The sequence below is a fragment of the Kribbella sp. NPDC003505 genome (assembly GCF_040610875.1).
Taxonomy (GTDB): Bacteria; Actinomycetota; Actinomycetes; order Propionibacteriales; family Kribbellaceae; genus Kribbella.
The window spans coordinates 92386-106192 of the sequence record NZ_JBEXNA010000002.1 but is presented as its reverse complement, the minus strand read 5'-3'; the positions used below and the strand labels follow the sequence as shown (position 1 = coordinate 106192).

The 13807-nt window shown below is 70.2% G+C and carries 13 protein-coding genes; 4 read left to right on the top strand and 9 right to left on the bottom strand.

The features are described from left to right. Window positions 1-64 precede the first annotated feature (64 nt). The 4 genes from ABZX12_RS04955 to mraZ all read right to left on the bottom strand — a co-directional run bounded on the left by ABZX12_RS04955 (window position 65) and on the right by mraZ (window position 4554). On the bottom strand, window positions 65-1867 hold the full coding sequence (locus ABZX12_RS04955; protein WP_355689916.1) for a penicillin-binding protein 2: 1803 nt from the start codon (window positions 1865-1867) through the stop codon (window positions 65-67). A 400-nt stretch (window positions 1868-2267) separates the two neighbouring features. After that, on the bottom strand, window positions 2268-2915 hold the full coding sequence (locus ABZX12_RS04950; protein ID WP_355689914.1) for a hypothetical protein: 648 nt from the start codon (window positions 2913-2915) through the stop codon (window positions 2268-2270). After that, the gene (gene rsmH / locus ABZX12_RS04945; protein ID WP_355689912.1) at window positions 2915-3892 is read right to left on the bottom strand and encodes a 16S rRNA (cytosine(1402)-N(4))-methyltransferase RsmH; all 978 of its coding nucleotides are present in this window, start codon (window positions 3890-3892) and stop codon (window positions 2915-2917) included. The genes ABZX12_RS04950 and rsmH overlap by 1 nt, the downstream gene beginning before the upstream one ends. 230 nt (window positions 3893-4122) lie before the next feature. Next, window positions 4123-4554, bottom strand: a complete 432-nt coding sequence (gene mraZ / locus ABZX12_RS04940) for a division/cell wall cluster transcriptional repressor MraZ (protein ID WP_130446673.1) — start codon at window positions 4552-4554, stop codon at window positions 4123-4125. Between the two features lie 656 nt (window positions 4555-5210). Between mraZ and ABZX12_RS04935 the strand changes: the two genes are divergently transcribed. The 3 genes from ABZX12_RS04935 to ABZX12_RS04925 are packed head-to-tail and all read left to right on the top strand — an operon-like array spanning window position 5211 to window position 9822. Next, window positions 5211-6116 carry an AAA family ATPase gene (locus ABZX12_RS04935; protein WP_355691301.1) on the top strand — a complete coding sequence of 302 codons (906 nt, stop codon included), beginning with the start codon at window positions 5211-5213 and terminating at the stop codon, window positions 6114-6116. 3 nt (window positions 6117-6119) lie between these two features. After that, a complete protein-coding gene (locus ABZX12_RS04930; RefSeq protein WP_355689910.1) occupies window positions 6120-7406 on the top strand; it encodes a DUF58 domain-containing protein in 1287 nt (428 codons plus the stop codon). Window positions 7407-7458: 52 nt separating this feature from the next. After that, a complete protein-coding gene (locus tag ABZX12_RS04925) occupies window positions 7459-9822 on the top strand; it encodes a DUF3488 and transglutaminase-like domain-containing protein (protein WP_355689908.1) in 2364 nt (787 codons plus the stop codon). Between the two features lies 1 nt (window position 9823). Here ABZX12_RS04925 and ABZX12_RS04920 read toward each other — a convergent pair whose 3' ends face one another. The 3 genes from ABZX12_RS04920 to ABZX12_RS04910 form a co-directional block, all read right to left on the bottom strand. Next, entirely contained in the window at window positions 9824-10258 is a 435-nt protein-coding gene (locus ABZX12_RS04920) for a GNAT family N-acetyltransferase (RefSeq protein WP_355689906.1), read from the bottom strand. A 108-nt stretch (window positions 10259-10366) separates the two neighbouring features. Next, on the bottom strand, window positions 10367-10768 hold the full coding sequence (locus ABZX12_RS04915; protein ID WP_355689905.1) for a DUF3040 domain-containing protein: 402 nt from the start codon (window positions 10766-10768) through the stop codon (window positions 10367-10369). Between the two features lie 232 nt (window positions 10769-11000). Further along, on the bottom strand, window positions 11001-11744 hold the full coding sequence (locus ABZX12_RS04910; protein ID WP_355689903.1) for a methyltransferase domain-containing protein: 744 nt from the start codon (window positions 11742-11744) through the stop codon (window positions 11001-11003). Between the two features lie 174 nt (window positions 11745-11918). On the opposite strand from ABZX12_RS04910, the gene ABZX12_RS04905 reads away from it, so the two are divergent. Beyond that, on the top strand, window positions 11919-12278 hold the full coding sequence (locus ABZX12_RS04905) for a cupin domain-containing protein (RefSeq protein ID WP_355689901.1): 360 nt from the start codon (window positions 11919-11921) through the stop codon (window positions 12276-12278). On the opposite strand, the gene ABZX12_RS04900 is transcribed toward ABZX12_RS04905, so the two are convergent. Together ABZX12_RS04900 and ABZX12_RS04895 are read right to left on the bottom strand one after the other, a co-directional pair. Beyond that, a complete protein-coding gene (locus ABZX12_RS04900; RefSeq protein ID WP_355689900.1) occupies window positions 12275-13489 on the bottom strand; it encodes a DUF480 domain-containing protein in 1215 nt (404 codons plus the stop codon). The two genes, ABZX12_RS04905 and ABZX12_RS04900, sit on opposite strands and share 4 nt — an antisense overlap. A gap of 52 nt (window positions 13490-13541) precedes the next feature. After that, window positions 13542-13790, bottom strand: a complete 249-nt coding sequence (locus ABZX12_RS04895) for a hypothetical protein (RefSeq protein ID WP_355689899.1) — start codon at window positions 13788-13790, stop codon at window positions 13542-13544. Window positions 13791-13807: the final 17 nt, after the last annotated feature.

Sequence of the window (13807 nt, the reverse complement as noted above, 5' to 3'; positions counted from 1 at the left end):
GCTCCAGGCCCCGTGACTCCTATCTGACCCTGCGTCACCAGGCTGTGTGTCGCCAGGCCGGGCGTCACTTCCACGTCAGCGGGATGTTCGGCTGCGCCGCACCGGTCGGCGGTACGACGTACTTCTGCAGCGCGTAGCTCATCACGTCTCGGAACACCGGTCCTCCTTGGAGACCACCACCCCGGGCACCCTGGGGATCGTGCAGTACGACGTACGTCACGAACCGTGGGTTGTCGGCCGGGGCGAATCCGGCGAAAGAAGTCGCCCAGTTGCCGTACTTGCCGGTCCCGGGAACGACCTGCTGGGCGGTACCGGTCTTGCCGGCCACCAGGTAACCGTCGATCGCGGCCTGCGGCGCGGTGCCCTTCTTCGCGGTCACCGCCTCCATCATCGTCGTGACCTCCTCGGCGGCCTTCTCGCTCACCACCCGGCGCGGCGGCGCGGTCTGGTTCGGGATCTGGTTGCCGTTCGCGTCGACGTAGTTGCGGACCACCTTCGGCGGTACGTACACGCCGCCGTTGGCGACCGCGTTCACGGCCGCGGCCTCCTGGACCGCGTTCACCGACAGGCCCTGGCCGAACGCGACGTTCGAGCGGGTGATCTCCGGCCACTCGTCGCCCGGGGCCAGCCGGCCCTTGGTCTCGCCCGGGAAGTTCAGGCCAGTCGGCTCGCCGAAACCGAAGTCGTGCAGGTACTTCACGAACCGCGCGATCGGCATCTTCTGCGCGGCCATGATCGTGCCGACGTTCGACGACTTCGCGATCACGCCGGAGATGGTCAGGTTCATCGTGTCGTGCGACCAGTGGTCCTTGATGATGCGGCGCTGCACGTCGATGCTGCCCGGAACCTTCAGCTTGGTGTTCAGGTCGATGATCCCGGCGTCGGCGAGGGCTGCCATCGTGACCACCTTCTGCACACTGCCGGGCTCGTAGCTGCGCTCCAGGGCCGGGTTGTTCAGGTCCTTCGAGGTGTACTTCTTGTTCGGGTCGAACGACGGGTAGTTCGCCAGCGCCATCAGCTCACCCGACTTGACGTCCATCACCACCACGGTGCCGGCGCTCGCCTTGTACTGCGTGACCGCCTGCTGGATCCGCTTCTCGGCGAAGAACTGCAGGTCGGTGTCCAGGGTCAACTGGACGCCGAGACCGGGCTTCGGCTCTTGCACGGTGTGGTTCGCGTTCGGGATCTTGTTGCCCTTGGCATCGACCTCGTACATCGCCTGGCCGTCCTTGCCGGACAGCTTGGTGTTCAGGCCGTACTCGAGCCCGGACTGGCCCTTGCCGTCGGCGCCGGTCACCCCGACCAGGGTGGCCGCGATGCTGCCGTTCGGGTGGCTGCGGATCGGGTCTTCCTCGGTGTAGAGGCCGGCCAGCAGCGGAGCCTGCTGCTCCTTCGGCTTGCCCTTGTTCTGCTCGACGATGGGCGCGTTCGCGGCCTTGATCTCGGTCTGGATCGCGCTCCACACGGTCGGGCTGACCTGGCGTGCGAGGTAGGTGAAGCGACCGGCGCCGGACATCGCGGCGACCAGCGTCGCGGCCGTCGCGCCGGGGAGCTTCGGGGCCAGGATCGCGGCCAGCTGCTCGGCCACCGGCCTCGTCTGCTGCGGGTCCGCGGTGATCGCGACCGCGTCCTCGGTGACCGCGAGCTCGACGCCGTTGCGGTCGGTGATGGTGCCGCGGTTGGCGTGCAGGGTGAACGAGCGGGCGTTCTCCTTGGTCGCCGCCTGGGCGTAGCTGTCCGGGTCCACGCCCTGGAGCAGCACGAGCCGCCCGGCGAACAGCGACAGCACGAACGCCATCACGCCGAACGTCATCCGCAACCGCAACGCCGGCCGCCCGAGCCGCAGCGTCCGCGGCGGCTTCTTCACCCGGCGCTTCTTCGGCCGCGGCCGAGGCCTGTTCTGCGGCGGCCGCTTCTTCGCCGAGGCCGTTTTCTTGACCGGGCGCTTCGCAGTCTTCTTGACCGGCCGCTTGGCGGCTCCGGTCGGCTGAGCCTGCTTCCGAGCTGCCGGCGTTCCCTTGGAAGGCGTCTTCGCCGCGGCCTTCTTCACAGGGCGTGGAGCCGCCGCGGCCCGTGCGCGTTCCTGCTCTTCGCGGGCCTTGCGGAGGAGGCGTTCGCGGGTGGATTCGGGGCGGGGTGGGACAGTGCGACCACTGTCCGTAGCGGACGGACGACGGGGTTGAGCCTTGCGGGGCGGGTTGTCCCGGCCCGGAGCAGCACCACGCTTTCGTGGCGGCGGCTCGTTTCCCCGTCGGTCCGTCATCCGATCATCCCCGTGTGGTCGTGGCGGGCTTCTTCGTCGTGGCCGGCGGCCTGGTCGTGCCGGCCGGCGGTTTCGTGGCGGTCGTGGGCGGCTTGGTGGCGCCCGGCTTGGTGGTGCCCGGCTTGGTCGTCCCGACCGTCGGCTTGACCGGCGTCACGGGCTTGACCGGAGTCACCGGCTTCACCGGCGGCTTGGCGGTCGCGTTGCCGGTCGGCGTCCCCGGCCCGAACATCGCCGTACCGGCGCCGGCCTTGCCCTCGGCCGGTACGCCGAGCACCCGTCCGTCGGACAGCCGCAGGAACACCGGGTTGGGGTTCGGCACCATGCCCATCCGCAGCGCGCGGTCGGACAGGTTCTGCGGCGACTCCAGCGTCCGGACCTGCTTCTCCAGCTGCTCCTGCTGGTCGCGGAGCTGATCGGCCTGCGAGCTCAGCTTGGTGATGTTGAACGTGCCGCTCTGCAGTTCGGTGTTCAGCAGCAGCAGACCGACCAGTCCGGCGGCCAGCAGCGACACCACGAAGATGACGAACGGCATCCGCGGCGGCCGGAACGGCGCGCCGTACACCACCCGGAGCCGCGGCTGCGGCTTCTTCGCCGGGCCACTGGCGACCGGAGTCACCCGCGCCTTCTGCGGGCTGAAGACAGTACTCATCAGGCCACCAGTCCCCTCTCCCGGATCCGCTCGGCCGCCCGCACGCGAGCGGAGGCGGCGCGCGGGTTCGCCGCGACCTCCTCCTCGGTCGGCCGTTCGGCGCCCCGGGTCAGTAGCTTCAGATACGGTTCGTGCCCTGCCGGGATCACCGGCAGGTCGTCCGGTACGTCGGACTTCGTGCCCGGCGCGAACGCCTGCTTGGTGATCCGGTCCTCGAGCGAGTGGTAGCTCATCACCACGATCCGGCCGTGCAGCGCGAGCGCCTCGAGCGCGGCGGGCAGCGCGCGGCGCAGCACGTCGAGCTCCCCGTTCACCTCGATCCGCAACGCCTGGAAGGTCCGCTTCGCCGGATGCCCGCCGGTCCGCCGGGCGGCCTGCGGGATCGCGTTGCGGACCAGCTCGGACAGCCGGGCGCTGTTCGTGAACGGTGCGGTCTCCCGCTCCCGGACGATCCGGTCCGCGATCCGGCGGGCGAACTTCTCCTCGCCGTGCTGGAACAGGATCCGGGCCAGGTCGGCGGCGCTGTAGGTGTTGACGATGTCGGCCGCCGTGATCGGGCCGGTCGGGTCCATCCGCATGTCGAGCGGCGCGTCCTGCGCGTACGCGAACCCGCGGTCCGCCTCGTCCAGCTGCATCGACGAGACGCCGAGGTCGAACAGGATGCCGTCGATCGCCGGGACGTCGAGGTCGGCCAGCACCCGCGGCAACTCGTCGTACACCGCGTGCACGAGGGTGATCCGCTGCTGGTCCGCGTCCTGATACCGGGCCAGGCGCTCGCCGGCCAGCCGCAACGCGTTCGGGTCCCGGTCGAGGCCGATCAGCCGGACCTCGGGGAACTGTCGCAGGAACGCCTCGGAATGACCGCCGAGGCCGAGGGTCGCGTCGACGACGACGGCGCCGGGTCGCGCGAGCGCCGGCGCCAGCAGCGCGACGACGCGCTCCAGCATCACCGGCACATGCCGCTCCGCAGCGTCCATCTCGACCCTTCCCGTCGCCGCGGGGACGACCCTGCCCCCGCAGGTCATGTGGTGCGTCGACGGCCCGGAGACAGCACCGTCCGGTCAGATCGCGGGTACGCCTTCCGGGGAAGTACCTGTGGGTCTTGGCGCCGGGGAAGTGACGCCAACACTCCAGGTCGGAAGTCGGACCCGTGATCTCACCGGACGGTCGGTGTGTTCCAGTCCTCGCACACTGTTCAGCTTGATGATCAGAAGATCCCGGGCAGTACTTCCTCGGACAGGTCGGCGAACGCCTGCTCCTGCTCCGCGGAGTACCGGTTCCAGTTCTCCGTGTTCCAGATCTCCACCCGATTCATCGCCCCGATGACGACACAGTCGCGATCCAGTGACGCATAGTCGCGCAGCATCGGCGGGATGGTGACCCGGCCCTGCTTGTCCGGCATCTCGTTCGAGGCGCCGGCGAACAGCATCCGGAGGTAGTCCCGGGCACCTTTGTTGGTGATCGGGGCCTGCTTCAACTGCTCGGTCAGCTGGACGAACTCACGCTCCGGCCACACGGACAGCGATCGCTCCTGTCCACGGGTGATCACCAGACCGTCGGCGAGCTCGTCGCGGAACTTCGCCGGCAGGAACAGCCGGCCCTTGTCGTCGAGCTTGGGGAAGTGAGTTCCGAGGAACACGCTCCACCTCCCCGTTGCGGACTCTCCGACTCAGGCGAGTGTTTCCACCACTTCAGTTCCACTGCGCTCCACCTTACTCCACTTTCCACCACCGTCAACCAACTTCCGCCCCATTACGCCCCTGTGCCGCCTGAATTCACGCTCAGCGCCAGCGTGTCGCTGCCGCCTCAACCGTCCCCACACCCCGCCTCTACGAGCCCCTGTGGAGCGAAGTGGAGGACGCAGTGGAGCAAAGTGGAGGACGGCATCGCGAAGTCGACTTTGGGCACGGGCCAACCCTTCGGAGGCGCCGAAAACGGTTGGTCGGTGCTCAAGGTCGGTCGTCGCGGGTTCGTCGGATGAACTTTTCTGTGGTGCGGACCGTGAACCAGACAGCGGTTCGCAGCGTCGTACGCCCCGCACGCCGCTTTCACCGCCCGTACGCTGGGGGGAAGACTTTTCCGACCCCGCCGTGAGGGCGTGCGCCGATGGACACCGAAACGCCAGGTAACGAAACTTCCGCGACTCTAGGCCCGACCCCCGCAGCGGGACAGAATGTGTCGGCAGTCAACGAATGGGGAGGACACAGAGTGAGCAGCACCGCGACCAGCTCGCCGCTGGCAGGAGCCGGGGACTTCGACGAGCTGTCCGAGGTGGCGGGCCGAGTCCGGCGGGCCATGGAACAGGTGATCGAGGGCAAGTCCGACGTCGTCGAGGTCGCCGTCACGGTTCTGCTGGCCGAGGGGCATCTGCTGATCGAGGACGTACCGGGTGTCGGTAAGACGATGCTGGCCAAGGCGCTGGCGAAGTCGATCGACTGCAGCGTGCGACGGATCCAGTTCACGCCGGACCTGCTGCCGTCGGACATCACCGGCGTCTCGGTCTTCAACCAGGAGATCCGCGACTTCGAGTTCAAGCCCGGTGCGGTGTTCGCGAACATCGTCGTCGGCGACGAGATCAACCGCGCCTCGCCGAAGACGCAGGCCGCGCTGCTGGAGTCGATGGAGGAGCGTCAGGTCACCGTCGACACCACGACGTACCAGCTCGAGGCGCCGTTCATGGTGATCGCGACGCAGAACCCGATCGAGATGGAAGGCACGTACCCGCTGCCGGAGGCGCAGCGCGACCGGTTCATGGCGCGGGTGTCGATGGGCTACCCGGAGCCGGCCGCCGAGCTGCGGATGCTGGACGGCCACGCGGCCGACGACCCGCTGCAGAGCCTGCAGCCGGTCACCGACGGCCAGCAGATCCTCCGGCTGGTGAAGACGGTGCAGTCGGTGCACGTGTCGGAGTCCGTGAAGGAGTACGCCGTGGCCTTGGTCGGCGCGACCCGCCGCTCGCAGGAGCTCCGGCTGGGCGCCAGCCCGCGGTCGACGCTGCACCTGATCCGCGCCGCGCGCGCGGCGGCCGCGCTGGACTCGCGGGAGTTCGTGCTGCCGGACGACATCCAGGAGCTCGCGGCACCGGTGCTCGCGCACCGCGTACTGCCGGCGGCCGAAGCGCATCTCGGTGGGCGCGGTGCGGCCGACATCATCTCCGGACTCGTGGCGAGCGTGCCGCTCCCCCGCACCCGCCGGGACTGAGACATGCGGCAGGCTTTGCGCGGACTGACCACCAGAGGGCGGGCGTTCGTCGCGGCCGGTCTCACGGCTTCGCTGTGCGCTCTCCTTCTCGGTCAGAAGGACCTGCTGCGCGTCGGCATCCTGCTGGCCGCGCTGCCGGTCGTGGCGGCGCTCGTCGTCGGCCGGACCCGGCTGCGGCTCCAGGTACGCCGCAGCCTCGCGCCGGACCAGGTGCCGGTCGGGACGCCGGCGACCGTCGAGCTGGCGCTGAGCAACCAGGGCCGGATGCCCGCGGGGCTGCTGCTGCTCGAGGACCGTATTCCTTATGTACTGGGCCACCGCCCGCGGTTCGTCGTCGACCGGGTCAGCCCGAACTGGCGCCGGACCGTCACGTACCCGGTCAAGTCCGACGTCCGCGGCCTGTTCCAGGTCGGCCCGTTGATGCTGACCGTGGCCGATCCGTTCGGGCTGGTGGAGACGACCCGGACGTTCACCCGCAGCCAGCACCTGCTGGTCACGCCACGGGTCTACAAGCTGCCGGAGATCAGGCTCGGCGCGGACCGCGCCGGATCCGGTGAGAACCGGCCGCGGGCGATCGCGGCCGCCGGCGAGGAGGACGCGACGGTCCGCGAGTACCGCGACGGCGACGACCTGCGCCGGGTGCACTGGCGGTCGACCGCGCGCCGCGGCGAGCTGATGGTCCGTCGCGAGGAGCAGCCCTGGCAGAGCCGGTGCGCGCTGTTCCTGGACGCGCGGACGATCTCGCACCACGGGCACGGCCCGTCGTCCAGCCTGGAGTGGGCGGTCAGCGCCGCCGCCTCGATCGGTATCGACCGGATGCGGCGCGGCTACGTCACCACGATGCTCGGCGGGCCGACCACGCTGTCGGCGATCACGCACCGGTCGTCCGCGGCGGTGCACCAGCCGCTCACGCAGCAGCAGCTGCTCACCGAGTGCGCGACGGTCGAGGAGCACAAGTACGCCGAGCTCGGCCCGTTGCTGACCGTCGACCGGCACGCGCAGGACCCGAGCCTCGTGATTGCCATCGTCGGCGCCTGCGGCAGTGAGGACGTCACCGCCCTGAACCGCTGGCGGACCAGCCAGGCGACCGGTGTCGCGCTGGTGCTGGACGCCGCGAGCTGGGCGGTCGGCGCCGAGGCGACCGAGAAGGCGGCCCGGCTGACCGCCGCCACAGACGCCACCGAGAACGAGCTGCGCCGGAACGGCTGGCGAGTCGCCAGAGTCCGCCGCGGCGACCACCTCCCGACCGTATGGTCCGGGCTAGGCCTACGAAGCGGACGAATCGCATGACAGTACAGAGGTCGCGACTCCGTCGCGACGGGTCCTCGGGCGGTGATTCCCGATGACCGGTCACGCCAGGATTTCCCTTGCCGCCTGGGGAGCGACCGTGCTGGGGTCGATGGTCCTCACGCCGGTGTTCTCCGGCCCGTTCCTGTTCATCAGCGCGTTCCTGTGCGCGCTGATGACAGGGGTCGGCGTCCTGCTGCAGAACCTGCGCGCCCCGCGCATCGTCGTACCGATCGTCCAGCTGGTGGTGCTGGTCGAGCTGCTGTCGCTGTTCTTCCTGCACGACACGATGAAGTTCGGGGTGCTGCCGCTGAAGGCGACGGCGCTCGAGTTCAACGCGCAGATGGTCGACGCGATGGACTCGATCAACCGGTTCAGTGCGCCGCTGCCCCAGGACTCGCATCTCACGCTGTTCGCGGTGTCGGTGATCTCGGCGGCCGGATTCCTGATCCACGTGATCGCCGTCCAGCTGCGCCAGGCCGCCTGGTCCGGGTTGCTGCTGCTGATCATGTACACGGTGCCCGCCGCGACCGTGCACGGCGGGCTGCCGTGGCTGCTGTTCATCCCGCCCGCGATCGGGTACATCCTGCTGCTGTCCGCCGAGGGCCGCAGCCGGCTGAGCCGCTGGGGGCGCCGGATCTCCGGCGTCTCGCATCTCGACGCGGCCGAGCCCGTCGAGGCGTCGGCGCTCGGGCAGGCCGGCCGCCGGATCGGGCTGAGCGTCGTCGCGATCGCCGCGCTGCTGCCCGCGTTGCTGCCGACGCTGCCGGAAGGCGTCATCGGCAACGGTCTGGCCGGCGGCGGGAGCGGCAGCGGGATCGGGGCGAGCATCTCGTCGACCGACCCGATGCTGGACATGGGCAAGAACCTGAAGCGCGGCGACAACGTGGTGGCGCTCACCTACAAGGGCGGCGCGACCGGCGGCACGTACCTGCGGCTGACCGCGCTCGACCTGTTCGACGGCAACACCTGGCGGATCGCGCCGCGCTCCCCCGGGCAGAAGATCGGCGGCGGCGACCTGACCCCGCCGCCGGGCTACACCGGCGACCTGTCGAAGGTGCCGCAGACGTCGATGGAGATCGACGTCACCCGCACGTTCCGGTCCCAGTTCGCCCCGGTTCCGTACCCGCTGCGCTCGATCTCGCTGAAGAAGGACTGGCGCTACGACGCCGGCTCGCTGGACGTGGTCTCGTCGAACGGCTCGATCGTCGGCGGCAAGAAGTACAAGCTGACGTCGTACGACGTGCAGCCGAGCCCGGAGCAGCTGCACGACGCGATCACCACCGGCGCCCCCGACCAGTACACGTCGGTCGTGCCGCAGCGGACGCCGGCCGACATCAAGCAGAAGACCTACGAGATCACCGCCGCGGCCAAGGACAACAAGTTCGAGGCGGCCGTCCTGATCCAGAACTGGTTCCGCAGCGGCGGCGGCTTCACCTACAGCACGCAGAACGCCAAGGGCAGCGGCATGGCGGCCCTCGAGGACTTCCTGCTGACCAACAAGGAAGGGTACTGCGAGCAGTTCGCCACCGGGATGGCCCTGATGGCCCGGATCATCGGGATCCCGTCCCGGGTCGGGATCGGCTTCCTGCCCGGCACCGCCGGCAAGGACGGCGACTACACGGTGCGGATGCACGACATGCACGCCTGGCCGGAGCTGTACTTCCAGGGCGTCGGCTGGGTCCGGTTCGAGCCGACGCCGTCCGCCCGCGTCTCGGCCACGCCGAACTGGACGATCGCCGCCACCGAGAACCCGACCAACCCGACGACTGCGCCGACCAACGTGCCGACCACGCCGGGCGACCGGGAGACCCCCGGTGCCACCCGCCCGCGGAACGACCCGAACCTGCCGAACGACAACGGTTCCGTGATCGTTGACTCCGGCAACTGGTTCACCAACGGCGGCGGCAAGGCGATCGCGGCCGGCCTGGGCGTCGTCCTGCTGCTCTGCGTCCCCTGGCTGATCCGCACGCTGACCCGGCGCCGGCGCTTCCTGCGGCCACCGGGACGGGCCGCGGCCGAAGGGTTGTGGGCGGAGATCCGGGACACCTCGCGCGATCTCGGCCTCGACTGGTCCGACATCGCGACGCCGCGGCAAGCCGGTCAGTGGCTGGTGTCCAAGCTCCCCGAGGAGAACCACGGCGCCGCCCGCCGGCTGGCCCGTGGGATCGAGGCGCTGCGGTACGCCGAGGACACGCATCGCGAACTGGACCTGCGTGCGGACGCGGCCGCCGTACGCAACGCGCTCTGGTCCCAGGCCCGGCTCCGCCGGCGCTGGCGGGCGCGGTTGCTGCCGCCCTCCTGGCGCTGGTACCTGAGCCGGGGCACCACCGAGGCGTCCGACCTGCTCGACGATTTCGACCTGCTCCTGGCCCGGCTGCGCTCGCTGATTCTTCCGAAGCGCCCGCACACCAACTGACTCACAGCGGGATCTGGTAGATGATGAACCCCCGGTTCTCGGCCACCTGGTCGTAGAGCCGGCGGGCGGTCGCGTTCGATTCCTGCGTCGACCAGTACACGCGCCCGCACGCACGGTCGCGGGCCCAGTCGGTGACGGCTGCGATGAGCGCCCGCGCCACACCGCGCCCGCGGGCCTCGGGCGCAGTGAACAGGTCTTGCAGATAGCAGGAGTCCGGCGCTGTCGTGCTCGCGTGCGTCAGGAAGTGAACGATGCCGACCAGGTGCCCGTCCAGGCGGGCGCCGAGCGCGTGGATCTCCTCGTCACGCTGGAACCTGGTCCACGCCTGCTCGAAGAACTCGTCCGGCATCGTGCGGCCGTAGAACTCGTTGTAGCCGCCGAACAGGGTCTGCCATGCGGCACGGTCAGTGGATTCCAGGCGTCCGATAGTGAGCATGGACGAACGGTGTCACGTCGGAGGGCCGAGAAACGACCGCACCCGTTCCACCAGGGCACGGGTGCGGTCGAAAGGTCTCGAGAAGGGTCCGGCGGTGCTCGAAAGCGGTCAGAGATCCTCGTCGCGGCGGCGGCGCCAGCGGTCTTCCATACGCTCCATGAAGCTGCCGGACGAATCGTGCTTGGTCCGGTGCCGCTTCGTCGGCGGAGGCGGCGGGATGTCGTCGGACTCCCCCGCGTTGCTGATCCGCTTCATACTCAGCGCCGCGACGTACAGGCACGCCACCATCATCACGAAGCCGATGACTCCGATGATGGTGTTGGGAATGATCGCACCGGTCATCAGCACCGCGATGCCCAGCACGAATCCAACGCCGGCAAGCACTGCCCGGCGCTTGTAGTACAAGCGCACATTGGTCCCACGCATGGCGGAAACGAACTTCGGGTCTTCCGCAGCAAGGGCACGTTCGAGCTGCTCGAACTGGCGCTGCTCTTCTTCCGAGAGGGGCACCGTCGATCCCTCCATGATGAGCGCGATCTCGATAGGCCGCCTCCAGTCTAGGCCGCGCCCGCGTCACACGAAACCCTGACCGGCTGTCCAGCGCGTCACGGTCCCGCAACTGCCCTGGCCGGACCGGTCCCAAACCTGTGTCCTTCGGCGTGTCGCTCACAGCCGGTTGACAGCAAGCGTCCGCCGGGCGCGCCGCAGGTAGTGCTCTCGTCACCCTCCGTCGCGGCGCCGGTCAGCGGGTGGCGAGGATGTGCAGCTGCGTCGCGAGTGCGCGGAACGCCGGGTGCTGGCTGGCCGCACGTTCCAGCTCGGCCAGCGAGTCGGCCGCGCCCGGCTCGGAGTCGACGAACGCCGACGGCACCAGGTCCGCGAACGTCCGGACGCCGTGCACGGTGTGGACCATGAATCCGGCGTCCGCCAGCTGCCCGGTGATCCCGGCCTCGTCGAACCGCCGCGGCATCGGGTCGGTCGCACCCCAGCGCCCGTCCGGGTCCTGCAGCGCGATCCGCGCCTCGGCCAGGTGACCGGCGAGCGCCCGCGCCAGGACGACGGCGTTGCGCTGGGCAACCAGCAGACTGAGTACGCCGCCCTCGCGCAGCACCGAGGCCATCGCCTGCAGCGCCTGGACCGGGTCGTCGACGACCTCGAGCACCCCGTGGCACAGCACGGCGTCCGCGCTCGACTCTCCCGCCAGGCCGGGGAGCTCCGCGGCGTCGCCCTGGACACCGCGAACCAGTTCGCTGACGCCTTCGTCGCGGGCGCGGCGCTCGAGTGAGGCCAGCGCGTCCGGGCTCGGGTCGACCACCGTCACCCGGTGCCCCTCGACCGCCAGCGGAACGGCGAAGCCGCCGGTCCCGCCGCCGAGGTCGACGATGTCCAGCCCGGCGCCGGGGTCGGTCCGCTCACGTCCCGCCAACGCCACGCGCAGCGCCTCGCCCACCAACGCCGTCCGTACGCTGCGCCGCCGATCCACCATCAACCCTCCAGCCGGTCCCCCATCGCCACCCCACCGGGCCACACCCTACTTCCACCGGGCCCGCGGTCTGCCCGCCGCCCGTCGTAACCGCTCCTTAAGTCCCCGGATCTGTCGCCGGGGCGCGGATCGGCGCACTCTCGGCACAAGGGGAGATGCGATCACCAGGGAGGGATCATGGCCATCTTCAGCAAGTCCTTCGACCAGCCGGACGAGCGACGGGCCCCGGACAAGACGAACGTCGACGTCGTGAAGCTGCCGGGCGCCAGTGTCGCCCGGATCACCTTCCAGCCCGGCTGGCGCTGGTCGGAGTGCATCCGTCCGGTCATCGGCGGCGACTCCTGCCAGGTCCGCCACGTCGGAACCCTGCTCTCCGGCGAGATGGAGGTCGTCCACGACGACGGCACCAAGGCGCGGCTGCTGCCGGGCAGCGCCTACGTCATCGAACCCGGGCACGACGCGTGGGTCGTCGGCGACGGCCCGGCGGTCGGCCTGGAGTTCGAGTCGCTGTCCGCGGAAACGTACGCCAAGGCCTAGCTGGACGGCGTACGGCCGATGACGTACAGGCGGCGGGTGGTTTCGGCGCGGGCGGTGATCGGACCGCGGAGGTACCACTCGATGTCGGTGAGGCCTGCGGCTTCGGCCACCCCGACGACGTACGCCGGCTCGTGGAGGACGTAGTCGAGGCTGACCTCGTGGCCGAGCAGCTCGTCGACGTGCCGGACCTCTTCGCCCGCGTGCAGGGCCAGGACCAGCCAGCCGCCGGGATCGAGCGGACGGGTCAGCGCGGTGATCGCGCCGGGCAGCTCGGACGCGGCCAGGTGGATGAGCGAGTACCAGCCGAGGACCGCGGCCCAGCCTGAGCTCGCGGGCGGCCGGCCGAGCCGGCGCAGGTCGCCGACCTCGAACTGCAGGTGCGGGAACCGCCGGCGGGCCTCGGCGATCATCTCGGGTGCGAGATCGATGCCGGTGGCGTCCGCGCCCCGGTCGGCCAGGTACGCCGTGACGTGCCCGGGGCCCGTGCCGACCTCCACCACCGGGCGGCCGTTGGCGTGGGCAACCACCCGGTCGAGCAGCCACCGCTCGAACGGCAACGCGTCCAGCTCGTCGAGCAACTCGTCCGCGTACGTTGCCGCGACGGCGTCGTACGCCGAGCGCACCCGGGCGTCACGTTCGTCCGCTCCGTCGGCGATCACCGTGTCACGGTCGACGCTCTCGACGGCGACCGCGGCCTCCGCCTCGGGCACCGGGCCGAGCAGGTGGATCCAGCGACGGTCGTGCTGTCCGACACGACGCTCCAGCTCCCGCACCAGCGGGTCGGGTCGCGCCGCCATCCGCTGCAGGCACGCCTCGACGTCGCTGCGGTCCTCGAACTTGTGCAGCCGCTCGGTCCGCGTCCGCAGCTCGCCCGGCGCTTGCGCCCCGCGGAGCAGCAACACGGTGATCAGCGCCCGCTCGTCGGCTGCGAGCTCGAGCTTCTCGTCGAGGATCTGGTGGTACTTCAGCGTGCGCCGTCCGACATCCACCCAGACGATCCGCAGCAGCTCCCGGTCCCGCAGCGCCCGGGCGACCCGCTCCACCGTCGCCTGGTCGTAGTCGACGACCGGGTCCCGGTTACTGGTCTGGTTGCACGCCGTCCGCAGCGCGTTCGCCGTCAACGGGTACGACGCCGGCACCGTGACCTGCTTCTCCAGCAGGCTCCCGAGAACCCGCTGCTCCTCGACATCCAACACCGGAAGTCCACTCACCCCGCCGACCCTAGACGCTGCCCGGCCGACGGATGAACACCTTTCGGCGGACTCAGCCGGGTTGGTAGCTGTCGGGCAGGATCAGGGGCTCGAAGGCGGTGCCGTTGCAGGTCGGGCAGAGGACGTCGGCCTGGATGCCGGAACCCGCGCACTGCGTGCACAAGCCGTCGTGCCAGGAGTCGCCGGACAACGCCTGGTGGGGACGTGGGTAGTGGGTGTCCGGCAGGTAGCACTCGGCGCCGGTGAGGGCGTGGACACGACCACACAGGTCCTTGCCGAGGCCTCGGGAGGGTTCGCTCACGGTCGGGATCTCCTCAA